Genomic DNA, 24,689 nt, shown 5'->3' on the forward strand with positions numbered 1-24,689 from the left:
ATTAACTATTCTTTTTATAGCTCTGTACTGCCCAACAACCCATCAGCGTACCGATGCCAGCAAGGGCTAAGACCTGATGGGCAGTTTCGTGCAGCCCACCACCACGGATAAAGACGGTGCGGATGGCATCGATGAAGTAGTGCATGGGGTTGATATAGGTGGTAAGATAGGCCCACTGAGGCATAGAGCGTGTGGGGGTGAAAAGTCCCGAAAGCAGCATGATGCTCACCACAAAGAACCACATGACGAACATGGCCTGCTGCATGGTGTCGGAGTAGTTGGACACGATGAGTCCGAAAGAAGAGAAGAATAGCGCCAGCAGCATAGCAAGCACGTAGATGAGCCACACGGGACCAGCAGGTGTGATGCCATAAACGAACCACGCCAACAACAAGCACACGGTGATGACAAACAGCGCAATGAGCCAGTATGGGATAAGTTTGGCGAGGATGAACGACCACTTGGAAACGGGCGTAACGTTGATCTGTTCGATGGTGCCTGCCTCTTTCTCGCCAACGATGTTGAGTGTGGGCAGAAAGCCCGTCATCAGCATCATCACAATGGCAAAGAGGGCGGGAATCATGTAGAGTTTGTAGTTCTGACCCTTGTTGTAGAGGAGAAGAGACCCACCCCCAGCCCTCCCTGTGAGGGAGGGAGCAGATACCTGCTGCCCTTGAGAGTAACCACTCCCCTCCATTACAGGGAGGGGCTGGGGGGTGGGTCTTATTATCTGACTCAGATAGGCGCTGCCCATTGAGCCTTTGGTGCCGTTGACGGCATTGGCTGCAATGAGATACTTGCCACCGCGAATCTCGAGGATGACATCGGCCCTACCCTTCTCAATGTCCTTCATCGCTTCAGCGTAGGTGGCCTTCTGTCCACCGAAGATGAAATAATTAGAGGCAGCAATCTGCTGTACCAATCGCTGCGACTCCACGGTGTGGTCTATGTCAACCACATCCACCACAATGTTCTTCACTTCCATCTGCATCACCCACGGCATGACGCACATGATGACGATGGGGAACATGATGATGAGTTTGGGCAGAAACACATTGCGGCGTATCTGCAGGAACTCCTTTTGTATGAGATACTTAATCATAATTGAGAATTGACAATTGACAATTGATAATTATTATCACTTCAGTCTTACATCAAACTTCTTCAAGGCGATGGCAAGCAGCACCACCGTCATACCTGTCAGCACAGCTACCTCGCGAGCCACTTCGCCAATGCCCACACCCATGATCATCAGCTTGCGCATGGCCTCGATATAGTAGCGGGGCGGAACCACCGCAGCCAGCCACTGAAGCACTTGCGGCATCGACTCTACTGGAAACAGCATGCCCGACAGCATCACCACAGGCATGAGCAGTACCATAGCCGATAGTAGCAGGGCTACAAGTTGTGTCTGTGCCACGTTGGAGATGAGCAGTCCCAGCGAGAGCGCCAACAGAATATAGAGGGTGCTCACAGCCAGAATCCAGAACAGCGAACCAGCAAGGGGCACTCCCAGCACGAAACGCGCCATCAGGAGGATGGTGATGAGGATGGCGAAGGCCAGCACCAGATAGGGCACCGCCTTGGCAATGATTACCATCAGGGGCTTAACGGGTGATACTAACAGTATCTCCATCGTACCTTTCTCTTTCTCGCGGACAATCGATATCGAGGTCATCATGGCACAGATGAGCATCAGCAGCATACCCATGATGGCAGGCACGAAGTTGTAGGCCGACTTCATCTGCGGATTGTAGAGGAGTCTCACCCCCAGCCCCGGCCTCACCCCTAACCCCTCTCCGAAGAGAGAGGGGAACTTGAAGGGCGAGGGGAGTGAATAGTGTTTGCCGTCAACTGGCTGAGACAGTATGCTTTGGGCGTATGTAGTCCATTGCTGAGCCATATTGGGGTCGCTACCGTCAACCATGATTTGCCACTGAAGGTTACTACTCCCCTCGCCCTTCAAGTTCCCCTCGCCCCTTGGAGAGGGGTTAGGGGTGAGGCCGGGGCTGGGGGTGAGGCTCATATCAGCCTTCTGACTGCGGATGAGCCGTTCGGCCTCCTGTGGGGTGTTCACAGTCTGCGTGATGACAAAATATTCCGATTGTGCCAGTCGTTCTACGGCCTGCTGCGTACGGGGCGACATCTCAGAGGTGACCACCACCGTGCGCACATTCTTCACATCGGTGGTGATGGCGAAGCCGAAGAGCAGCATCATTACCACAGGCATGCCGAAGAGGATGAGCATCGTACGCTTGTCGCGCAGAATATGCTTGGCTTCCTTGATTACAAATGCTATAAACTGTTTCATTTCATTATCCATTAACCATTAATCAGAGAATCGGGTGGCCTGACGGGCCAGATAGGTAAACACATGGTCCATGTCGGGTTGGTGGAAACGCTGTTTCAGTTCATCGGGTGTGCCGAGTGCGCTGATTTTGCCGTCCACCATGATAGAGATGCGGTCGCAATATTCTGCCTCGTCCATATAGTGGGTAGTCACAAAGACGGTGATGCCGCGACGGGCAGCGTCATAGATGAGTTCCCAGAACTGGCGGCGTGTGGCAGGATCGACACCACCCGTCGGTTCGTCGAGGAACACCACGCCCGGCTCGTGGAAGATAGAGACGGAGAAGGCCAGCTTCTGTTTCCAACCCAATGGCAGCGAGCCAACGAGGTCGTTCTTGTGCTCCGTGAACTGCAGGCGTTCCATGAGTTCATCGGTCTTGCGGCGAATCTCATCGTCCTTCATGCCGTAGATGCCGGCAAAAAGACGGATATTCTCGGCAACGGTGAGGTCTTCGTAGAGCGAGAACCGCTGCGACATATAGCCTATATGCTTCTTGATCTGTTCGTACTCCGTGCGTATGTCGTAGCCTACCACCCTGCCAGTTCCGCTGGTTGGCTGGTTCAGACCTGTCAGCATATGCATCGCCGTCGTCTTACCTGCACCGTTGGCACCCAGAAATCCGAATATCTCGCCCCTTTTTACACTGAACGAGATGTCGTCAACTGCATGGAAATCGCCAAAGGCTTTCACCAGATGCTCCACCTCAATGACATTCTCACTTGAACCTTGAACCTTGAACCTTGAACCATCCTCAATGCCTGGCGGGTTAAAGATACTGGCGAACTGTGTGAGGATATCATCTGGAGTGCCAATGCCGCGCACCTTTCCCTGGTCAAGAAAAGCCACACGCGCGCAACAGCGCACCTCATCAAGATAAGGCGTTGAAGCCACAATGGTAATTCCACTTTCCTTCAGCGTCAACAACATCTCCCACAACTCCTTACGGCTCACAGGATCAACACCTGTAGTGGGCTCGTCGAGGAAGAGCACACTGGGTTGGTGTACCAATGCACACGAGAGCGCCAACTTCTGCTTCATACCGCCCGAGAGTGCTCCTGCCTTGCGGTCTTTGAAGCGTTCTATCTGCGAATATATGGCTTTGATACTATCGTAACCTTCATCAACAGTCGTTCCGAAAAGCGTGGCAAAGAAGTTCAGGTTCTCCTCGATAGTGAGATCTTGGTATAGCGAGAACTTGCCAGGCATATAGCCCACCCGACAGCGCACCTCGCACATCTGCTTCACCACATCGTAGCCATCTACCGCCGCCGTACCTGTATCGGGCAGTAATAGCGAACAGAGAATGCGAAACATCGATGTCTTGCCGGCACCATCGGGACCTATCAGTCCGAACACCTCGCCCTTGCCAACAGCAAACGACACATCGCTGAGTGCCTGAATTGGAGCCTCACCCCCAGCCCCGGCCTCACCCCTAACCCCTCTCCAAAGGGCGAGGGGAACTTGAAGAGAGAGGGGAGTAGTTACTTTTTTACCGTAACTTTTGCTGACGTTTTTAACAATGATTGCTTCATTCATCGCTATCTATTTTCGAAGGAATTGTCTATTTACTCCCCTCGCCCTTCAAGTTCCCCTCGCCCCTTGGAGAGGGGTTAGGGGTGAGGCCGGGGTCGGGGGTGAGGCCCTTTACCTCGCCGTACATACCAATCTTCACGAATCCGTCATTTTTGATAGCCACCTTGACGGCATACACCAGATCGGCACGCTCATCGTCTGTGAGAATAGTCTTGGGTGTAAACTCCGAACGAGACGATATCCAGCTGATCGTACCTGCATACTCCTTGCGCTGGTTGTCGCCATAGTCGGCAAACACCTTTACCTGTTGACCTATCTTAATGTGCTGCAGCTGGGCTGAAGTGACGTAGGCACGCAGGTGCATCGACTCGGTATCAGCTATCTTGAACAACGGCTTGCCCACACTTACAAACTCGCCACGCTCCACATATTTCTCGAGTACGGTCCCCTTGGTGGGCGTCAGAATGTGACACTTGCGGAGCATATCCTGCAACTGCGTCTTCTGCACATCGGCAGCAGCTGTCTGTTTGTCGAGGGCTTGTGTGCTGGTGCTCAGCGATGATATCTGCGCATCCAATTGTTTCTGCAGTACCTTCACCTGACTCGAGGCATCGTCGAGCATCTTCGAGGGGGCAGCCCCGTCGGCCACCAGTTCGCGGTAGCGCTGCTCGTCCTGCTGGGCCTTAGCCAACTGCTGGCGTGTGGCAGCTATCTGGCGTTCCATATCGGGTTTCTGACTCTGATACACCGCTTTGGTAGCGTCCATCTGCTGAATCTTCAGCCACGTCTGAGTGGTGTCTATGAGTCCCACCTCTCGGGCTGCCTCCATCATGTCGCCCTCGTTCACGTCAAACGACAGCAATGCCCCACTCTGTTCAGCAAACACGGTCGTCTCGGTAGCCTCGAACGTGCCCGTTGCATCGTAATCTTTCTCGTTGTTTCCGCAGGCTGTCATCATCAGCGCCAAGCACACAAAAGCCTCACCCCCAGCCCCTCTCCAATGTGAGAGGGGAGTAAATAGACTTGTAAATGATTTCATATCTAAATATTGTTTTTTATGATTAATAGTAAGAGTAACTACTCCCCTCGCCCTTCAAGTTCCCCTCGCCCCTTGGAGAGGGGTTAGGGGTGAGGCCGGGGTCGGGGGTGAGGCCCCCTGTCGTAATTTTATTGTCGTATATCTCTTTCAGCATTTCAATCTCGTGTACTGACTGTTGCACACAGGAAGCATGCTCCTGATTAATTTCGCGCACCAGGTCGTTCGCATCGATGATGCCGTGTGCCAGCTTCGACTCTGCCGCTTTTCTCACAGCCTGTCGCAGCGATATAATCTCTCCGTCTTGAGTCATCAGCTTCTGATAGCGTGCTATGTTCTCGTGCTGCTGAATCTGTTCCAGGTTGTTATTGAAGAGGAATACCTCCCTGTTGTTTTCTGTCATATCACGCTGCAACTGCAGTTTTGCCTTGTCGTTCTTGCGAGTATAGAGGGCACCGATGTTCCACGTAACCCGTGCACCGACGATGCCGTTCAAGCTCCATTTGTGGCGCATCATATCCTCAAACATATTCAGGCCCGGATAACCGTAGAAGCCCTGAGCAAACACGCCTACCTTCGGCATCAGCGCAGCGTTGAGTGCTTTCTCCTGAGCATTCAGCACGCCTATCTGTGCATCCAGCGCCTTCAGTTCCGGACGACGGTTTTCCGCTGTCAGCCCTCCGCCTTCTGCCTTCACTTGCGGTTTTTGTATGTTATTAATTTCTATGCCGCAGAATGTACTCAGCATGCGCTGTAACATCTGCTTCTGCGATGCCAGCTCAGTACCCTTCTGCACCGCATTCAGTCGCTCTGCCTTCACACTCTGCAGGTCGCTCTCAGCTGCTGTGCCCCGTTTGGTCATCGACTCCAGTTTGCGTTCGTTGCCTGCCAGCAGTGTCTGCAAGTCGGTGTTCAACTTGATCTGTTCGTCAATCAGCAACAGCCCGAAAAACATCTCGTTCACTCGCCTGCGAACATTATAAATATTGACTTCATTCTGTGCTGCCTGCACCTTGCCCTGTTCACGGGCTATGCGTTTCTGACTGCCGATGACGCCTCCGTCATAGATGGTCTGCTGCACATCGATGCCCACACGGTACTGATCCTTCGTCAGTCCCTTCATGTCAATGCCCATACCGCCCATCATCGTCTTCATCTCGTCAGGCCAAGCCGTCACATCACTCTGATACGTGGCTTGTGCCGATGCTGACACCTGCGGCAGCCAACCCTTCTGGATATTGGCAACAGTCAGCTGTGTGGTCTTCTCGATGAGTCCATACTGCTGTATCAGCGGATAATTCTTCTCTGCTGCCTGCTGACACTCGTCCAGCGTCTGTCCCAATGCCAGCATCGGCAGCATCGTCAAAGCTAAAAACAATTTCTTCATATCATCTTTTGTCATTGAATTCCAGATGCAAAAGTACGATGTTTTTTTCATCGTGGTGTTATCTGTAAGAATGGGGAAATGTTCTTTTTGTTCGATTTATACATAAACAGAGCATTGTTTCGCAGAAAATGATTATCTTTGCCAACAAAAAAGGACTGATTATGAACAGACAACCGCAACTGATGGACGTCACACGAATGCGTGACATCCTGACACCACACCTCTCGCAAATTCGCGAGCATATATTCATGAATAGTGAACTGGCAATGGTTCGTGGCGACAGCACGGTGTTCAGTCTGCTGATGCGCCAAAAGCCACCTTTTACCATCAATGATCACCGTTTGGGCATCGTCATAAGCGGCGAGGCTGACATCAACTTCAACCTGCAAGACCGCCACCTCACGAGTGGCACACTCGTCTATATCGGTCCGGGCACCATCATCCACCCCAAGCGTCTGTCGCCTGACCTCCGCATCTTCGGAATGGGACTTTTTTCTAACTTCCCCATGCCCTTTGCACAGGGACAGATGCCGTCGGCCTTCAACGGGCAGGTGCGCGACTTCCAGTTACTTGTCAGCGAAGAGAATATCGCTACTGCCAGACATATTCTGGACACCATTTGGCAAATGGTTCATGCCTCCGACGACTATCATCGTCCCACCGTCACAGCCCTCGTAGCAGCCCAGATGCACCACTACAACCAGCTGTTCCAGCAGCAGATCGACCAACAGGCCAGCAGTCGTTCGCGCGAGCAGACCATCTTCGATCGCTTCCTCCAACTGGTTACCCAACACTGTGCCGAACATCACCAAATAGGCTACTATGCCGACCGCATGTGCCTCACTGAGCGCTACCTGAGCACCATTATCCGCCAAACAAGCGGCACCACCGCCAAAGACTGGATTGACCGTGCCCTCATCACACGTATCAAAATAGAACTGCGCCACACGGATAAACCTGCAGCACAGATTGCCGATGAGATGCATTTTGCCAATCCCTCATTCTTCTCAAAATACTTCCGTCGCCTCACCGGCATGACTCCCGGCGAGTATAAATCTATCAGTTGAGTAACTTTTGTATTATAGCTTTATTATGCACTTTTTTGTAATAAATGTTTGGAGTATTAGGATATTATATGCATTTTTGCACAAAATTTCACTGATAATATAATTTGCAAAATGAAATATAAGATACAGTAGTGACACATACCGCCCCATCTTTCTGTGAACTACAGAACAAAGATGGATTACTGCAATGGGCAATATATGACAACAGTCTGTTAGATGATGTACAGAAGGAACGTGAGACAACAGATGCAATCTATACCAAATTGAGAGCAGAGACCATAACACTTACACATTGGTATTACGGTCACTTTCACCAAAGCTGGCATTCATCTATTGATGGAGTCCTATTCAAGATGTTAGACATCATGGAACTATCTGAAATTACCCCTTGACTAAATCAAGTTTTACGAAAGAAAAATGAAAATCATAGACGATAATCTGATTAATGGCGTGGCAGAGCAAGCCAAGCAATCCCCACGACTGAGGATGAACTATAACTTCCATGAAAGTCTCGATGATAAGTGTCATCGTTTTCTTAATTGTCTTGAGCCAGGCACATTTATACCAGTGCACCATCATCCTACCAAAGCCGAGACATTTGTGATTATCAAAGGTAAGGTCAAGGTAACGACCTACAACGACAATGGTGAAGTGCTGGAGTCTTGTATCATCAGTCACGATAGCGGCACGTATGGTGTTGACATTCCTAAAAACGTATGGCATGGTTTGGAATGTCTGGAACCAAGCGTCCTGCTGGAATGCAAGGAGGGTCCGTTTATTGAACATGAGGTAGATGGCATATTGGAGATAAAAAAATAAAGTACAGGCTATAGATGAAAAAGATATTATTCCTGCATGGTTTCTTTGCCAGCGGTCAGTGCGTACCTGCTGTGGCACTGAGAGAGGCATTTGAAGGGCGTGTAGAGGTGCTTACTCCCGACTTGTCAATACATCCGAAGATGGCACTGGAAGAAATCCGAAACATCTGTGACAGAGAGCATCCCGACTTGTTGGTTGGTAACAGTTGCGGTTCGTTCTATGCCCAGATGCTGGCGCCCATCGTTGGCATCCCTGCCCTGCTTGGCAACCCACATTTTCGGATGACGACATTTCTGAAGGAACGCATCGGTTCGCATGAATACAAAGCACCACGCAAGGACGGCAACCAGCAATTTGTTATCGATGAATCCCTGATACAGGAGTTTGCAGAGTTGGAAACCGTTCAATTCCGCTATTGCAACCCCTACTACAAAGACAAAGTATGGGGATTGTTCGGTGAACAGGACACTCTTGCTCACTTCGAGCCACTGTTTTTGGAGCATTACAACCATTCATTCCACTTTCCTGGTGCTCACACTCCAACGGCAGAAGAAGTAGGCACATGGTATATTCCAATGATAGAGAAGATGCTGATGCAATATCCACTTCCAGAGGATGGAATTCGCTACTTTCAGCATTTCAAAGGAGGCAATTATCGCTACATTCGCACAGCTTTCGACTCAGAAACTAAGGAGCGAATGGTCATCTACCAAGCCTTGTATGGAGAAAAGCAGTATTGGGTACGTCCAGAGAAGATGTTTTTCGAGAATATTGAGCGTAACGGACGTACCTTTGCACGATTTAGAGAAATTGAAGAATAAAATAAAAAAATATGACAATACAAGAATTTCGTGATTACATGGCATCGGGCAAGCCCGTCGTTGGCGGTGGTGATGTCCACATGATGTTTCATCAACTATCACAGGAGGCTCTGAAGATTACGGCAGAAATTAACGGCAAGTATCATACTCCAGAGCAGTTGCATGATTTGCTGGAGCAGCTTTGGGGGCGTGAGGTTCCCAAGACGGTAGGCATGTTTCCTCCATTCCATACCGACTGCGGAAAGAACACCATCGTTGGTGAACGAGTCTTCATCAACATGGGCTGCAAGTTCCAAGACCAAGGCGGCATCATCATTGACGAAGGTGCACTCATTGGTCACAACGTCGTGCTGGCAACCATCAACCACGACCTCAATCCAGCCAATCGTCAGAGTATGAGCTATGCACCTATCCACATTGGTAAGAACGTATGGATTGGAGCCAATGCCACTGTGCTTGCAGGTGTGACTATCGGCGATGGAGCAGTTATAGCTGCTGGTGCTGTGGTGACAAAGAATGTAGAACCGAATACGATTGTTGGTGGCGTTCCAGCCAAGGTGATAAAAAAGATAGAGATAAAAAACAGATAAATAGGAATTTATGGAAAATAGCAAAATACAATTTTTGAAGAAAAGTTACCTGCTGTTTATGGCTATGCTCGCTTTCACTCTGATAGTCCATGCACAGACAGCAAATGATAACCCTCGCGAACGCCTATGGCAAACGTTTCTCACACCGCCCGACAGCATCCGCGTAGGATGCTACTATTATTGGGTGAACGAACAGGTGGATCCTAAAGGTGTTGTTGCCGACTTGGAGTGGATGAAGGAGAACGGCATTACCTTGGCATTCCTTGCCACCGACATTCGCAACCGAACGACATCGGATAATCCTTGGGAGGGGCAGGCTTTCGGCAAAAACAAATTTCAGAGCCGCCTGTGGTGGAAGAATCTGCGTACGGCACTGAAAACAGCCGGTCGGCTGGGCATCGAGATGGGCTTGTTCAACTGTCCAGGATGGAGTCAGTCTGGTGGGCCATGGGTGAAGCCCGAGGAAGCTATGCGCAACTGGACGTCCCATGGCATAGAAGTCTGTAAGACCAAAGAGGGCACCGACGTAATGTGCTCTCCCTGTTCGCCCGATGCACAGGGGCTGGAGGTAGACAAACTCTCGAAGGTGCACGTGCAGAAACACTTCGAGGCATTCATTGGTGAGATTCTGCGCCGTATCCCTCAGAAGGACCGCCCCACGCTGACCACCGTTGTTGTGGACAGTTGGGAACGTGGCAAGCAGAACTATACCGATTCTATCTTCTCAAAGTTCCGTCAGCGATACGGGTATGAACTTGACTATACCAATCCCGATTGTAAGAAGGACCTTGACAGGCTCATTGCCGACCTGGTAGCTTCAGAGTATATGGGCGGACTGACAGAGAAAGCCCATCAGTACGGACTGCGCACATGGTGCGAGCCCTATGCCCACAGTCCCTTCCCTGCCAACAGCATCACCTACGGCAGCGCTGCCGACGAAGTGGCAGCAGAGTTTTGGGTGGGTGACCGCAAGTTCCGCCAGAAAGAGGTAGATGCAGCTCTCGGTTCCGCACGTCGCAGTGGCAAGAACAGAGTATGGGCTGAGAGTTTCACCGATGGTTGGCCTGAACTGGCCAAGGACGACTGGAGCTTTGAGAAGCTAAAGCCCATAGCTGACCGCTATTTCCACGCTGGAATAAACGCCAGCATCCTTCATGTAATGATTTCTCAGCCGGGCGATGACAGCAAACCCGCTGTGCGCCCTTGGTTCGGCACCTACTTCGACCGTCGCAGCCAGCATGCATCCGACCTGAAGCCACTTGTTACCTATCTTCGCCGCTGCAACTTCATGCTGCAGTTGGGCAAGCCGTTGGATGGTGCTAACGACTGTCGCATCTTATCCGATGGTACCGTCATCTGCTTTACTGATGATTCTCTGTTTGAGGTCACCTTCCCCGACGGACACCAGGAGTTGTGGAATCCGATGCAAGGGATTACGACAACAGGGATGGAATAGAATGTGAATTCCAATTTAACGAATTGACACAAATATGGATTTCAAAAATAAAATTATTGCTGTCCGCTAAAACTTTTTAATCCACATAAAAATTAAGGTCGGTATCCTCGCTTGGATTCCGACCTTTTTGTTATTTTTGTTTTTGCGACAAAACATCAATAACATGAACAAAGGTACTTTATCGGACAGCCGATGTATGGTCAGTTGATTTCTTTGCTTGACAGGTCAAAAATTATCATTTTGTCGCTTTTCAACTTTTAGCGGACAGCAATAGTTTAATTTAAATCTCCCTATATATAAAGCGGAATAAACTAAACCTATTTTTCACTAATTATTTCATATTGTATTTGTTAAGGAATCTAGCAATCTCTGGATAGAAATCGTTAAGCGTAGAATACTGTTCACGATGGGTAGCATAATAGCGTAGAGCAGAAACAACATCAAGCACCCAGGGGAAGCCATTTTGCATCGTTTCTATGTTTAGCATATTCATGGCAAACTGATTAAAGCCATTCTCGTAGAAATAGACAATGACAGCAGCTCTAACAAGACTTTCGTTGATGACGATGTGCCAGTCATCATAGTGCTGCTTCTCCATAACTGATTGTGAGGATTGGAATAGTTTTTTTCCCACTTCTTGCATAGCTTTTTCATTTTTTTCCAAAAGCGGATTGACAAAGGAGTGATTGAACTCATGGAGTGGAAGGCTAGTATCGAACAGCAGACGACCAGTTCGAGGATTCAGATTGTAGCCACAGACAGCGAATACCTCACGTGGCTGACCAGGCAGTTGTCGGGAAGCACCATTGTTGGTTGATCCATAGGTAAAGCCTATGATTATTCTGAATTGCTCTGTAGGTGCAGCACCATTATAGAATTTCCCATACCAATCAGTATGAATATATGGTATGACATTGGTATCGTATTGTTTCAAAAAGTCACTATAGAAATTCTGATGTTGCTCAAAGAACTCATGAAAGCGTGAATCTGCATAGAATTTGTTAAGACGCTTCACGAAGTCGTCAAGGTCAACATTCTGCCAGCCACCAGTGAGTTCGGCACGATTGCCGACAAGCTTTACTTTACCTTTTTCTATTTCCAGATGAACCGCCATATTCGTCACCCGTTCGTAGGCAATGCCATTTTTGTCACGTAGCTCCTTATAGTAAGCGACAGTCGGATGCTCACGGTATTGTGCAAACCATGCTTCAGTATCTTTAGAATACTGGCCGGCAAGGTCTTTGCTGAATTCTTGAAACCCCGCAGTACGCGAAAGGATTCCCATCAGTTCTACAGTCTCAGATACTTCCGATTTAATATGTCCAGACGCAAAAATTGAAAGCAGAGAGAACAGAATAGTAACAAAAGTTTTCTTTTGCATATTATTATACATTTTTGATAACGTTTGATCAATTAAATGCCGGGATTCAAGAGAGATTGTATATCGTTAGTATACTCAGCATCTTACATCACTTAATGTGTCACAAACACTCTCCAACTACCGTCCTTTTCTCCACTTTCAACATACTTCTTCTGAATCAGCTGGTCAAGGAGTTTTTGAATAGCGGCAATACTGATGCCTGTTATCATGCTGCAAAGATATAAAATATTTTAAATGGTTGTAACATTACAACCTTTCTTAACACAATTCACTCTTTTTTTTTGAAACATCACAAAAAATACATTAAAAACAACCTTTTATCTGAACATAACAGAGACTATAACACTATTTAAAAAAAGCAATATTTGAATTGCCATCCAAAAAAGAGAGACTAAAGCAAGGTTTATTTGGGCAAGGCTCGGTTTAGTTTAGTTTAATCCCATATATAATATCCATAACCTAAACTAAACCTTATATCTTCCTGCTATAATATATATGCTACGCAGAAGGGACAAAATGTTGGGGGAAATCGGCGTGAAAGCTTAGCTTGTACACATCGACAGCCAACGTGCATTACTCATCAAACTTGCTTGCCCCTCTCACTGTATGGCGCAAAGCACTGAGAAGCTGTTGTGACTCCTGAACCAAATTCAGAAATACTGTCATGCTTTCAATATTGAGTTGCTTTGCTTGAATGTCGTGAATGATAGTACGTCGATAATCGGAAAGCTGTGATTGTAGTTTATCTGCATCACCACGTATCAACGCCATTGTTTCGGCTTGGCAGGCCCGGTTAATGAGTTGTAATATCTCATTGCGCATCTGTATAAACTCCTGGATATATTTGCTTGGCACCGGACTAAAGTTATTGCCAACATGCTCTAAACATGGCTCGCCCATACGTTTCAAACCATATACCATTTGTGCAAGCGAGTTGATGGTCAGAAAGTACCATGTGCCCTTTTCTATACTCAACACAGGGTCTATTCGCCGTTGAGCTATTATTTGTTTGCGTCGCTGACGTTTTATATCCTTTCGCTGGTTTTCGGTTATCGCTGTTGTACGTTTTAGCGTGCGATAATCCTCATAAAAGAATGCATCGGTCATCGACTTATAAGTCTCTGCAATCAATTGTAGATGGTTTGTGATGGTTATTGCCACATGTTGTCGAAGCAGTACCCAACATTCTGTTTTATCGCTACTACGAACAATCCTATCAAACAATTCGTCGGCCTCACTGGTCTTGTTGATGTTTCTATAGCGCAGGTGGCTTCGAATAAGCAAGAAGATGGCTATTGCAATGGCGGCTGCCATTGCCACAAACGATCCAAAGAACAGGACTATGCAGACGAGGAAGCACGACATGAACGCCACACCTGCCGTGACGAACCAACCTCCTATGACCGATAGTACGCCAGTGATACGGAACACAGCACTTTCGCGACTCCATGCTCGGTCTGCCAGCGAAGTACCCATAGCCACCATAAAGGTGACATAGGTGGTGGATAGCGGCAGTTTAAGCGATGTACCCAATGCCACCAGCGCCCCAGCAAGCACCAGATTGACTGTTGCACGAATCTCATCGAAGGCGGCTCCCCGTTTCAACACAGCAGCATCGGCATTAAAACGTGAGTCAATCCAACGCGCTACCCCACTCGGCACTAATGCTGTCAGGCCGCTAGCTATACTTCTCGACATGCGCACCAACGTCCGTGCTACGCCACTCGAACCGAACATCTCGTCGCCCTCATCCTGTCGCGAGAGGTCAACCGAGGTCTTCACAACGTTCTGCGCCTTCTTCGAAAATACTAGTGCGAGCACCATCACCACACCAGCAGCAATGAGATACGGGGCGGGCGTATGAGCACTATCCATCAGCGAGCGCATCATAAAGTTCTGTGCTTCGCCGTTACCGTTGGCCATGTAGTCCTGATAAGCCTCAAGTCCAGTAAGTGGCACGCCCACAAAGTTCACAAGATCGTTGCCAGCAAAAGCCATTGCCAGAGCGAAGGTGCCCAACAGAACAACGCACTTTAGTACGGGCAACTTCATAGCGCTCATCAGCGTCATAAATAATGAGAAAACGATAGTGCCTCCGCCAATAATCAACCATGTATTCTGACTAACCATTTCTTTCAACTCAGGCGTCATCAACGTGCTACCCTTCAATCCGTTGATCAGCAGGAACCAAACAATGACCGTCACAGATAGTCCGCCAAAGATACCAATCTTCAGCGACGATGCAACCAAACTTCCCATCTTGCCAGACTGATCTGTCGTTCTCCCGTTCACACGGTAGGTAAAAGTGAAAACAATGCGTGCCACCCACTGTACCAGCATGCCGAGGACAAACGCAATGGCAACACTAAGGAAAATGCCAAGAATAACCGAAATGGCTTTCTCCGTGTTCAACAAATCACCTAATGAAAGCAACGTACCGTCAGCTGCCGTTGCTCCATAGAGTATCTGTAACAGGGCGATGGCAAAGGCTCCGCCCAGCAGTTCGAAAACCATCGAGACGGTGGTGGATGTCGGCATTCCGAGCGTATTGAACATGTCGAGCAGCACCACGTCGGTCACCATGACAGCCAGGAATACACACATCACGTCGTAGAACGAGAAATACTGTGGTGTCATGATGCCGTGTCGTGCCACATCCATCATGCCATTGCTTAGTGTTGCCCCTGCAAACACACCAACAGCAGCTATCGTCACCACCGTTCTGTACCTTGCCACCTTGGCACCGATGGCAGAGTTCAGAAAGTTTACTGCGTCATTGCTTACGCCAACCACAAGGTCGAACACCGCAAGTACAATCAGAAATATAACTATTCCAAGAAATAAAGTATTCATATATGCGCGTTATAAGTTGTAAATGTATTCCGTAGTAAGTATATGGAGCATCTTGTCCAGACTGTCTGTTGATTTCTTCAGGTTTAGCATATAGCCGATGTTGACGGAATGGTGCAGACTGAAGCGATGTCCTGTACCGACTGTCAGCCGAATCTCGTCTATTGTGAATCCTTCTCCCATGTTGTTGAACATCTCGGCAGATGTGAAAGGCTCCCATTTCGACTGTGCCATTGCCATCACAGCCTTAATACGGCTGCGCAGATGATGCTCGTGCTGAGCATCAATGTCATGTCTCGCCATCCGGTAGGTGTATTGGTATCTTTCCCTTAGCGATAAATGAAGCCAACCATTGACAGATATAGAGGGTACTACATCCGCCATGAAGCGATGGTGCAGTAAAGAAACGGTTTCGCCACCTGTCGTTTGATTTTTAATGTGGAACTCGTAAGCGGCACCTAACTTGAAATGCCGATGAATCCTATACATGCTGTGGATGTCCAGTTTCCATCGGTCAATATACTCGCGCCTATGTTTTGTACGCAATTCCGTGCCGATGCCTGCGTTCCAGTCAGCACTGATTTTCTTTTCCATACCGGCACTATACCAAACACCAAAATCATGCGTCGTTTGCGCCTTAGACAGCGCAACAAATACAAATGTCAGGAACACTGCGAGGATGATGTATCTCACCAAATTGACAATCTTGATGATTCTTTCAGCTTTTTCTTTATCCATACTTCTGTGTCAACTGAGGAATCTGTTCAAGCCCTCTGTTGACGCTGCAAAAGTACAGACAGGATGTTACAAACGTGTTGCAAGGGTAATAAAGAATTATTGCAACCTCACAATGTCATGAGATTGCAATAACAATGAAACGGCATTGTCACTAATACCGAACATCTGGCACAGGCAAGTGCCATACGAAAATCGACAAGCAAAGTCTCAATGCCTTGCTTGCCGATTTATCTGTCCATTGGCATATCTGTTTTATTGCTACGCCTTAATATTTTATCTCTCAGAAGATGGCCGCAATACGGCGAATCTGCTTTAGCTTCTCCATAAACGAGGCATCGCGCTCGGCCATCAGCATGTCGTATTCGTTCTGCATAGCCAGCAGAGGGGCGGCATCCACACCGAGAGCTGCCTCCATCATCATGGCCAGTTCGGGACTAAGCGACCGTTTGCCGTTAAGCATCTCGTTGAAGGCTGAATAGGAGATACCTATCTCCTTTGCCAGTCCGCGTTGCGAAATGCCACGATATTCCAGTTCATCCTTCAACACCTCGCCAGGATGGGTGGGCTGATAGGGCTTCAGATTATTTGCTATCATCTGCGGTTTTACTCCTTCAAGTGTGGTCATATCTCGTCCTCCTTCTACTTATAATGGTTTGACAATTCTGTAATGTTACATATAGTGGCAATCTGCTTGCCAGCTTCCATGCTTTCAGTGAACTCAATGCGGTATTGATCGTTGACACGAACGGAGGATACCCCCTCTTTATCGCCATGCAGTTTCTCGTAGTGCAAGGAGCCGTACTTAGCCAGCCCTAAAACATTTTCCTGCTGTTTCATCAGGTTGACCACTTTTACATACTTGCTGACTATCTGAGGCTGAAAGCGGTGTTTCTTATCACTCGCCTTGCCCTCCGTATAGAGTTCCTGTAGGTATGTCTGCTCGAATGTAACTATCATACGGCTGCAAAGGTACAAAAAGTTTTGGGTGTTCGCAAATATAAGAACAATTATTTGCTGAAGATTAATATTAAGTATGCCTTGGGGGGGAATTTACATATACCGTTTCATTTCCTCTCCCTCAACTCCTGCATACAACTCCAACAGACTCTTGGCAGGACTTGACTGAATTTTGGGAATCAGGACTTCTTCAACTTGGAAGAAGCCTACCTCTGCCCTCATGTGTATCTCAATTTTCAAGGGACGTTCATTCCCCCGTCCTATTTTAACCTTTTCGATAGCGTTTGCAGAATACTTGTGGATATCGCCTTCAGTCGGTTTTGACGGTATTTCCAAAGGAATGCGGGCACGTCCTTTGGTCATGTCACAACCGTCTGCAATAAGAATGATACCAGCCTCAACGGAATGGATAGGATGTGTAGCCATGTGTCCGATGATGCCCTCTATTGCGATGGAACATTAGTATGAACATTTAACGCATTTTATCGTAGTTTTACCCTAACCAATTAATACAAAATGCAGATTTTTACCAAAATGTTTGTTATATCAAATAAAATCATCTACTTTTACACCGAAATGTTATAGCGATAAAATTTATAGCCATAAAATTATTTGAAGAAATTCAATGATAGAGTACGCGAAATGAACGAGCTTATGGAATTGCAACGCCAGGCGTACAACGATTATTCACAATTTGTGATAGTTAGAATGAAAGAAAGAACCCGATTATCAAAAAAGACAACCAATGACACTACAAGAAGCTATTGAAGCCCGACATAGTGTAAGGGCCTACAAAAATAAACCTTTGGCTGATGATGCAGTCAAGATACTGGAAGAGCAGATTGCTATTCTGAATCGTGAAGGACAACTCCATATGCAGTTAATCCTTAACGAACCTAAGGCATTCCAAGGTACTTTGGCTAAATATGGAAAGTTCCGTAATGCCAACAACTATATTGTCATGGCAGGGAAAAAAGCTGAAGATCTTGATGAACGCATAGGTTACTATGGTGAGCATCTGGTGTTGTTGGCTCAGACACTTGGATTAAACACTTGTTGGGTAGGCCTCTCTTACTCGAAGGTGCCAGGAACGTATGAGCTTGGCGAAGATGAGAAGATTGCTTGTTACATTGCTATCGGCTATGGTGAGACACAAGGTGTCAGCCATAAAATCAAGACCGTCGAGCAAATAAGCCACTCGGCCGTAAAGACACCTGGTTCGTCCAAGGATGCCAGTGACATCACTCCGTCATGGTTTAAGAAGGGGGTTGAAGCTGCTTTGCTTGCTCCTACAGCAGTGAACCAACAGAAGTTCTCGTTTGAGTACATCGGAGTAAAGAATGATCGACATCAAATAAGAGCCAAGAAGGGATTTTCGATAATTGGTTATAATAAGATTGATTTAGGCATTGCCAAATATCACTTTGAGATTGGTGCAGAAGAAGTCAACTTTGATTGGGTATGAATATTGAAGAGGTTAGAGAGTACACATTATCACTTCCAGGAGTGACCGAAGACCAAGCGTTTGGTGAAGACATCCTAAACTTTCGCTTGGAAGGAAAGATATTTGTCTGCCTATGGTTAGGTGGTGGCAGATATGATATGAAGGACGGAGAATCAAGAATCGCCTTGAAGTTATCTCCAGACAGGAATATCGAACTTAGGGAACGTTTCTCAGCTGTAACACCAGCCTATCATTGGAACAAGACGCACTGGAGCGACGTTTATTACGAAGAGATGGACGAAGCGTTAGTAAAGGGCTTAATAAAAGAGTCCTATCAGCTCATAGCATCGAAACTCCCAAAGGCCATTCGGTCAAAGTATTTATCTGCATCAAATTAAATGCGATGTCATAACAGGTGGTGCACAAGGCATAGATCGGCGCCTTGCCGCATATGTTAAAATTGTCCACTTATTTTGGTCAATTATTCGATTATTTTGACAAATCAAAATCGCAAACTAGAATAAAAATGCTTCTTTTTACTCCTTAAAAGTGACTTTGGACTTACTTCTAGAACCATGTTTTTGAGTAAAAATGAATTGATTAAGACACTTTTTGACATCATATTTTCACATTTTTCTCAATGTTTAAACGCAAATAAAAAAGCCATATCGGAATAGAACGGTGACATACATAGCATCTTAACGGGATTTGCAGTACCTTTCAATAAGAATTGCAGAATAATCTAACGGTGATTGCAGTATAATCTAACTAAAGTTTCCCACTTGCATATAAATCGTACTTAAGGCCTTAAAACACAAGGAAAAAAGAAGGAATGTCCAAAAGTTTTTGTATCTTTGTAGTGCAAATAAATCATTGATACATAAACAATTAAACATTCCTTATATGTTTGCAAAATTAAACAAAATCGGTGAGTTGACCAAGATATTGAGTGTTAAAAGTGAGACTAGTGACGCAATAATGCACTTCATGAGGTGTTTTGGCATAGGCAGAATCCTCTCCAAACACTCTTTGGACAAAATGCGCGGGCGAGATATGGCAGAGCAGATTCTGGCCATGATGGTTTTCCGTATTCTTGGTGAGACAATAGGCTCCTTGTCACTAACAAAGTTCCATGGTGTTCTTGAGGTCGGCAAAAATTGCTTCTACCGTCTGTTGGCTCGTTCGGAAATGAACTGGCAGATTCTGCAGCTATCTATGGCACGGCGTTTTCAAAGCATAGTACGCAAAGAAAATGCAGAGGAGACCGAAGCGCCAAAATGCTATATTGTTGATGACACAACTGTGACCAAAACCGGGCTACACTTCGAGGGGCTTAGTCGAGTGTTTGACCATGTCCTTGGCAAGTGTGTACTCGGTTACAAGCTGCTCCTGCTCGCGTTCTTCGATGGACGCAGTACATATACAGTAGACTTATCTATGCATCGGGAAGCAGGAAAGAAAGAAGACTTCAGCCTCTCAAAGAAAGAACGTTCCATGCAGTTCCACAAAGAGCGTAGCGAAAGCAATCCTGACTATGAGCGTTTTAAGGAACTGGATGCCAAGAAGAATGACAACGTAGCCAAAATGATAGAGAGGGCTTATAAGTTTGGCATTTGTGCTGCTTATGCACTGATGGACACGTGGTTTGTGAAGCCTCCATTGGTTTGCGCTATAAGGAAGATAGCAGGTGGAGCGATACATGTCGTAGGCCGTCTTGCCATGGGAAAGGACAAGTATGCAGTCGGCTCACGCAGATACAATGTTCATGAGCTTATATCCTTGCACGAGCGTGAGGCTGTTGTGTGCCGCAAGTATAAGTGCATGTATTTCGAGCAACGGGTGATGATGGGGGATACATGTGTGAAGATATTCTTCATCAGAGTCGGACGGAATAAGAATTGGGACGCTATTGTCACGACGGACACCCACATGAAGTTTGTGGAAGCCTTTGAGATATACCAAATACGCTGGAATATAGAAGTGCTGATAAAGGAGTGCCGGCAATATCTTGGACTTGGCTCATACCAGGGTACAGATTTCGACGAGCAAATTGCCGACTGCACGCTCTGTCTTATGACGCACATGGTGCTGACATTGGGCCAGCGGTTCAACCAGTATGAAGCACTTGGAGAGTTGTTCCGTGAGACAAGACGAGAATTGTTTGAGCTCACTCAATGGCGCCGTACACTGGAGATCATCAAGAATCTGCTTAACGTGTTGGCAGTAAAACTCTGCATCAATGTGGCTGATACCATGGAGAATTTGATGGAAGGTACACAGACTGTTGATGAGCTTGAAGCAATCCTACTTGCTTTGTCACCATTAGATGCTGTAGCAGACTATTGATATAGAGCATTAACTTACGTTTGCAAAATGTTAATGAATTGTTTATCTGTAAATTACAAGATACAATCATTTGAAAAAGCCTATAAAATGGCAAGTGGGAAACTTTAGTAATCTAACGGTGATTGCAACATAAAATAACGGTGTTTCCTGCATAATTTAATGGTGATTGTATGCCTATTTGGCGTAAAAGTTCAGCTATTTTGTTCATTTTTGTGTATTTTGCTTTAGTTACCCTTCGTCAAAACTCGAAAATTTTCGACCAGCATTACACTTGGTGATTTTCGTGAGAATTATGAGCGTATTGAAATGTTAAAACACGGATGGCGGAATAACAGAAAAAGAGAACAAAAACTTCAAAACACAGGTTATACTTCTCTATGTTTTCTATGCCATCATCCTTGAATTTACATTTTTATTTGTATTTTTGCAACGACAATAAAAAACTCATGTAATTATATATTGACAAAAATGGTGGTACCGCCATTTTGAAATCTAAACGAAATGAATAAAGTCAGAATCACGGCTATCCGACAAACGGTCTATCCAGACCTGATGGCGAAATATGAAAACCCGATCCAACACGCATGCGATGTGAAAGAAGGACAGCAGTGGATTTCTGTTGATGGCCAACGACCAGATGGAATGTGTCCGTCAGCATGGGGGTCCATGCGAGAGTTTGTGGAATCACTTGCCAAGGGCGAAGGAAACTTTTTTGCAGAGCGAAGCGTTTCCACTGACGGATCTTACGTTTATCACGATGGTTGGATGAAGAACCCCATGAGTGCGATGATCAGTTGTAACGATGGTTTCCGTCCGTTCAGTTTTTATATTGAAGTAATTGAATAATAGTATATTTGACATGATAGATGCCACAGGGGCTGGCTACAAGAGAGACCCCGTATGCGAAATGTAGAGGCAGGTAACTATAGGCAAAAATGCCGTTATCGCAGCAAAATCCACTAATAATAAAATAAGTATAGAAGGAGAGCATGTAATCTTTCGCATGCCCTGAATTAATAACGAGACAACAGATGAAAACAGAAATAAACCCAAACGAGACAAGCAGATGCGAAGCATTCAAATGGTGGATATCATCCACGCAACCGATGGTAACGTTCGTAAGGACTTTCAACGTAGGCAGACTGCGAAAAGCCAGCAAGCGCATGGGCATTAAATTCAACGCATTGTTGTGTTGGTGCATCTGCAAGGCAGCAAGCACGATAGACGAATTCTACCTTTTGCCAGAAGACGGCAAATTGTACCGCTACGACAAGTTGGCTGTCAACGTGATAGTACAAAACAAGAAAGGCAGCATCAGCATGTGCGACATCCCCTACTCTGATGACATACGGACTTTTGACGCCGACTACCAACGACTAACAGCACTTGCTATAGAGAAGTGCGAGATACTGTCATTAGACGGCTATATGGTCATAGGCACTTCGGCATTGCCACATACCGAACTGGACGTTGTTGTGAACCAATACTCAGGCACGCTGAACAATCCATTTGCCGTTTGGGGAAGGTATCGCAGAAGTCTGTTCAAGACCACGCTACCCATTAGTTTCCAGTTTCACCACGTCCAGATGGACGGCTTACAAGTTGGGCATTTTCTGAATAATCTACAGGTAGAAATCAACCGATTGTAGATAAAAAAGTACGCTTTCCATTTATCAACAAGAGGGAGTATCACACATGACACGCTCTCTTGTTTAACATTTCCCCACAAACTCGCTGGGAGTAAGACCCGTGATGCGTTTGAACAGACGGGTGAAATGGTGAGGGAAATCAAAACCGAGGAGGCGGGAGGTCTCGCTGATGTTATGCCCTTGCATCAGCAGGCTTTTCGCCTGATTTATTATATATTTATGTATGTAGCCAATAGCCGTTCCGCCTGTAGCCTTATGGACGATGTCACCAAAATAACGAGGCGAATAGGCTAGTTGGGAGGAACACCATGCAACAGTAGGCAAGCCTTGCGACAGTTGACGGTTCTCTCGGAAATAGGTTTGCAGCAGATTGTGGAAGCGCTTCAGCAAGTCGGTCTCTCCTTTATCCTCTTCCGACAGTTGGCGTTGGTAGATGCGGTTGCAGTATTCCAGTATCAGGTGCAGATAGCCAAGCAGCACATTTCTCAAAGACGGGGAGTCCTCGTGTGTCTGCAACTCTTGTCGCATCTGGGTCACCAGTTGCGTGATACAGAGCCATTCGTCGGGCTCCATGCACAGCGAACCATCAAAGAAATACGAGAAGAACTGATAGCGGTCTATCTGGCGTTCCAGTTCAGTGCCGTTCAACAGTTCGGGCGACCACAGCAGCACCCAACCACATAACGAGATGCGTTCGCCGTTGTCCTCCAGTCCACCGATCTGTCCTGGTTCCACTGCAATGATAGAACCATCGCTCACCTGCCATTTCCGCATGCCGTATGAGAGATTACGGGGGAACTGCCGCTGAATGAACAGCCCATACACGCCATAGTTGTTCAGACTGTGACGGAAGGGTGCCAGCTCGTCGTAATGGATGATGCTAATTAATGGGTGCAACACTGGTGCATCCACAAAACGAGCGTAGTCGTTAGGAGTTTCAACCTTCAGAATATTCTTCATATCGGTGGCAAATGTACGCAAAATAGTCTAATAATGGTAGAAAATTAATAGTTTTTTAGCGCTTTCTGCGAAATTGGTATATAATCAGCCAATTTGTGTAATACCTATATTATATATTGTTCGTATCTTTGCAGTCGTAATGAGACTCGATTATGACAAACTTAAAAAAAGAAAGGAGAGATGCGACAGATTCTATTATTTTTAGCCGCCATGCTGTTCTGCAGCTGTTCTGCAGACAACGAAGCGAAAGCAGAAGCACCTACTATGAATAAAATTTATATCACTATCGATGGACAAACGCAAAGCGCGACACTTGTGGATAATGATGCCACACGCGAGTTGGTTGCTGCACTTCAGAACGCACCCATAACAGTGACTCTCAACGACAACGATTTTGAGATATGGGGTTCTTTAGGCAAATCGCTGACAACGAAAAACGAGCAGATGACAGCCCTACCCGGAGACATCGTTCTTTATAACGGCAGCAACATATGCATCTTCTACGAGTCAAACTCTTGGAGCTATACTCGTTTAGGACATATCGACGGACTGTCAGAAAATGAGCTTCGCACATTCCTCAAAGCAGGCGAAAGCAACATCAGTGTTACCCTGTCGCTTGCACTGTCCACAGGCATCAATACAGTTAAGAGTGAAAAGTTAAAAGATAAAAAATGCTATACTCTGCAAGGCACATTAGCTCAGGCTGGACATAAAGGAATCATAATTCAAAACGGTAAAAAGATAATTAGAAAGCAATGAAAAAAGTTATAGTTATTTCCACAAGTCTGCGTCACGGCTCAAACAGCGACATGTTAGCAGACAAGTTCGTTGAAGGAGCAAAGGCTGCCGGAAACAAAGTAGAGAAGATTTCTCTTGTAGGTAAGAATATACAGTTTTGCAAAGGCTGCTTCGGTTGCCAAAAGCTGGGCCGCTGTGTCATCAACGACGATGTGAACGACATCATGGCAAAGGTACTGGAGGCCGATGTAGTATGTTGGGCTACACCTATTTACTATTATGAGATGAGCGGTCAGATGAAGACCCTCATAGACCGCATGAACGGTATGTACGAACAGGATTATCAGTTTCGCGATGTCTATATGCTGTCAACGGCAGCAGAAGACGAGGACGATACTTCAACGAGAGCAGAAGCAGGCCTGAAAGGATGGGTGGATTGCTATCCTAAGTCACGCATGGCTGGCACACTATTCTGTGGAGGCGTGAACGAAGCTCGTGAGATAATGGGTAATCCCAAACTCCAAGAGGCATTTGAATTAGGAGAAAAGGTATAACATAGAAAGTAGA

At 46.6% G+C, this 24,689-nt stretch carries 24 protein-coding genes; 12 read left to right on the forward strand and 12 right to left on the reverse strand.

The annotated features are described in order from the left end of the window. Position 1: 1 nt before the first annotated feature. From L6475_RS07400 to L6475_RS07420, 5 genes are all read right to left on the reverse strand, one after another. Complete coding sequence (locus L6475_RS07400; RefSeq protein WP_237824075.1) at positions 2–1,105, reverse strand: ABC transporter permease; 1,104 nt, start codon at positions 1,103–1,105, stop codon at positions 2–4. Between the two features lie 33 nt (positions 1,106–1,138). Beyond that, the gene (locus tag L6475_RS07405; protein WP_237818643.1) at positions 1,139–2,311 is read right to left on the reverse strand and encodes an ABC transporter permease; all 1,173 of its coding nucleotides are present in this window, start codon (positions 2,309–2,311) and stop codon (positions 1,139–1,141) included. A gap of 18 nt (positions 2,312–2,329) precedes the next feature. After that, a complete protein-coding gene (locus L6475_RS07410) occupies positions 2,330–3,886 on the reverse strand; it encodes an ATP-binding cassette domain-containing protein (protein ID WP_237818645.1) in 1,557 nt (518 codons plus the stop codon). Positions 3,887–3,911: 25 nt separating this feature from the next. Then, positions 3,912–4,841 (reverse strand): HlyD family secretion protein, encoded by a 930-nt coding sequence (locus L6475_RS07415; protein ID WP_237824078.1) that lies wholly within the window; start codon positions 4,839–4,841, stop codon positions 3,912–3,914. Positions 4,842–4,944: 103 nt separating this feature from the next. After that, entirely contained in the window at positions 4,945–6,306 is a 1,362-nt protein-coding gene (locus tag L6475_RS07420; RefSeq protein ID WP_237818647.1) for a TolC family protein, read from the reverse strand. A 161-nt stretch (positions 6,307–6,467) separates the two neighbouring features. On the opposite strand from L6475_RS07420, the gene L6475_RS07425 reads away from it, so the two are divergent. The 5 genes from L6475_RS07425 (at position 6,468) to L6475_RS07445 (ending at position 11,059) form a co-directional block, all read left to right on the forward strand. Further along, positions 6,468–7,373: a helix-turn-helix transcriptional regulator gene (locus L6475_RS07425; protein ID WP_237818649.1), complete on the forward strand. Its 906-nt coding sequence runs from the start codon at positions 6,468–6,470 to the stop codon at positions 7,371–7,373. Positions 7,374–7,790: 417 nt separating this feature from the next. After that, positions 7,791–8,192, forward strand: coding sequence for a WbuC family cupin fold metalloprotein (locus L6475_RS07430; protein ID WP_237818651.1), 402 nt, complete (start codon positions 7,791–7,793; stop codon positions 8,190–8,192). Positions 8,193–8,206: 14 nt separating this feature from the next. Beyond that, complete coding sequence (locus L6475_RS07435; protein WP_237818653.1) at positions 8,207–9,013, forward strand: YqiA/YcfP family alpha/beta fold hydrolase; 807 nt, start codon at positions 8,207–8,209, stop codon at positions 9,011–9,013. An 11-nt stretch (positions 9,014–9,024) separates the two neighbouring features. Beyond that, positions 9,025–9,603 (forward strand): DapH/DapD/GlmU-related protein, encoded by a 579-nt coding sequence (locus tag L6475_RS07440; protein ID WP_237818656.1) that lies wholly within the window; start codon positions 9,025–9,027, stop codon positions 9,601–9,603. A 34-nt stretch (positions 9,604–9,637) separates the two neighbouring features. After that, the gene (locus L6475_RS07445; RefSeq protein WP_237818657.1) at positions 9,638–11,059 is read left to right on the forward strand and encodes a glycosyl hydrolase; all 1,422 of its coding nucleotides are present in this window, start codon (positions 9,638–9,640) and stop codon (positions 11,057–11,059) included. Between the two features lie 331 nt (positions 11,060–11,390). Here L6475_RS07445 and L6475_RS07450 read toward each other — a convergent pair whose 3' ends face one another. The 6 genes from L6475_RS07450 to L6475_RS07475 form a co-directional block, all read right to left on the reverse strand. Next, on the reverse strand, positions 11,391–12,440 hold the full coding sequence (locus L6475_RS07450; RefSeq protein ID WP_237818659.1) for a DUF4932 domain-containing protein: 1,050 nt from the start codon (positions 12,438–12,440) through the stop codon (positions 11,391–11,393). Between the two features lie 573 nt (positions 12,441–13,013). Next, the gene (locus L6475_RS07455) at positions 13,014–15,293 is read right to left on the reverse strand and encodes an inorganic phosphate transporter (RefSeq protein ID WP_237818661.1); all 2,280 of its coding nucleotides are present in this window, start codon (positions 15,291–15,293) and stop codon (positions 13,014–13,016) included. A 9-nt stretch (positions 15,294–15,302) separates the two neighbouring features. Further along, positions 15,303–16,028, reverse strand: coding sequence for a DUF2490 domain-containing protein (locus L6475_RS07460; protein WP_237818663.1), 726 nt, complete (start codon positions 16,026–16,028; stop codon positions 15,303–15,305). A gap of 280 nt (positions 16,029–16,308) precedes the next feature. Beyond that, positions 16,309–16,653 carry a HigA family addiction module antitoxin gene (locus tag L6475_RS07465; RefSeq protein WP_237818665.1) on the reverse strand — a complete coding sequence of 115 codons (345 nt, stop codon included), beginning with the start codon at positions 16,651–16,653 and terminating at the stop codon, positions 16,309–16,311. A gap of 14 nt (positions 16,654–16,667) precedes the next feature. Further along, complete coding sequence (locus L6475_RS07470) at positions 16,668–16,985, reverse strand: type II toxin-antitoxin system RelE/ParE family toxin (RefSeq protein ID WP_237818667.1); 318 nt, start codon at positions 16,983–16,985, stop codon at positions 16,668–16,670. Positions 16,986–17,078: 93 nt separating this feature from the next. Further along, positions 17,079–17,411 carry a hypothetical protein gene (locus L6475_RS07475; protein WP_237818669.1) on the reverse strand — a complete coding sequence of 111 codons (333 nt, stop codon included), beginning with the start codon at positions 17,409–17,411 and terminating at the stop codon, positions 17,079–17,081. A 319-nt stretch (positions 17,412–17,730) separates the two neighbouring features. Here L6475_RS07475 and L6475_RS07480 point away from each other — a divergent pair, with 319 nt between their 5' ends. The 5 genes from L6475_RS07480 (at position 17,731) to L6475_RS07500 (ending at position 22,424) form a co-directional block, all read left to right on the forward strand. After that, positions 17,731–18,450, forward strand: a complete 720-nt coding sequence (locus tag L6475_RS07480; RefSeq protein WP_237818670.1) for a nitroreductase family protein — start codon at positions 17,731–17,733, stop codon at positions 18,448–18,450. Further along, positions 18,447–18,827, forward strand: a complete 381-nt coding sequence (locus tag L6475_RS07485) for an MmcQ/YjbR family DNA-binding protein (protein ID WP_237818673.1) — start codon at positions 18,447–18,449, stop codon at positions 18,825–18,827. Before L6475_RS07480 ends, L6475_RS07485 begins: the two co-directional genes overlap by 4 nt. A gap of 655 nt (positions 18,828–19,482) precedes the next feature. Next, positions 19,483–20,775: a transposase gene (locus L6475_RS07490; protein ID WP_237818676.1), complete on the forward strand. Its 1,293-nt coding sequence runs from the start codon at positions 19,483–19,485 to the stop codon at positions 20,773–20,775. Between the two features lie 501 nt (positions 20,776–21,276). After that, positions 21,277–21,621, forward strand: a complete 345-nt coding sequence (locus L6475_RS07495; protein ID WP_237818678.1) for a TIGR04076 family protein — start codon at positions 21,277–21,279, stop codon at positions 21,619–21,621. A 185-nt stretch (positions 21,622–21,806) separates the two neighbouring features. Further along, complete coding sequence (locus L6475_RS07500; protein ID WP_237818679.1) at positions 21,807–22,424, forward strand: CatA-like O-acetyltransferase, family 2; 618 nt, start codon at positions 21,807–21,809, stop codon at positions 22,422–22,424. 63 nt (positions 22,425–22,487) lie between these two features. Here L6475_RS07500 and L6475_RS07505 read toward each other — a convergent pair whose 3' ends face one another. Continuing rightward, positions 22,488–23,384: a helix-turn-helix domain-containing protein gene (locus tag L6475_RS07505; RefSeq protein ID WP_237818681.1), complete on the reverse strand. Its 897-nt coding sequence runs from the start codon at positions 23,382–23,384 to the stop codon at positions 22,488–22,490. A gap of 264 nt (positions 23,385–23,648) precedes the next feature. Here L6475_RS07505 and L6475_RS07510 point away from each other — a divergent pair, with 264 nt between their 5' ends. Both L6475_RS07510 and L6475_RS07515 read left to right on the forward strand, forming a co-directional pair. Beyond that, positions 23,649–24,143 (forward strand): cyclophilin-like fold protein, encoded by a 495-nt coding sequence (locus L6475_RS07510; RefSeq protein ID WP_237818683.1) that lies wholly within the window; start codon positions 23,649–23,651, stop codon positions 24,141–24,143. Then, entirely contained in the window at positions 24,140–24,676 is a 537-nt protein-coding gene (locus L6475_RS07515; RefSeq protein WP_028911694.1) for a flavodoxin family protein, read from the forward strand. The genes L6475_RS07510 and L6475_RS07515 overlap by 4 nt, the downstream gene beginning before the upstream one ends. Positions 24,677–24,689: the final 13 nt, after the last annotated feature.

Source organism: Prevotella sp. E9-3, assembly GCF_022024015.1.
In the GTDB taxonomy this organism is placed as follows: Bacteria; Bacteroidota; Bacteroidia; order Bacteroidales; family Bacteroidaceae; genus Prevotella.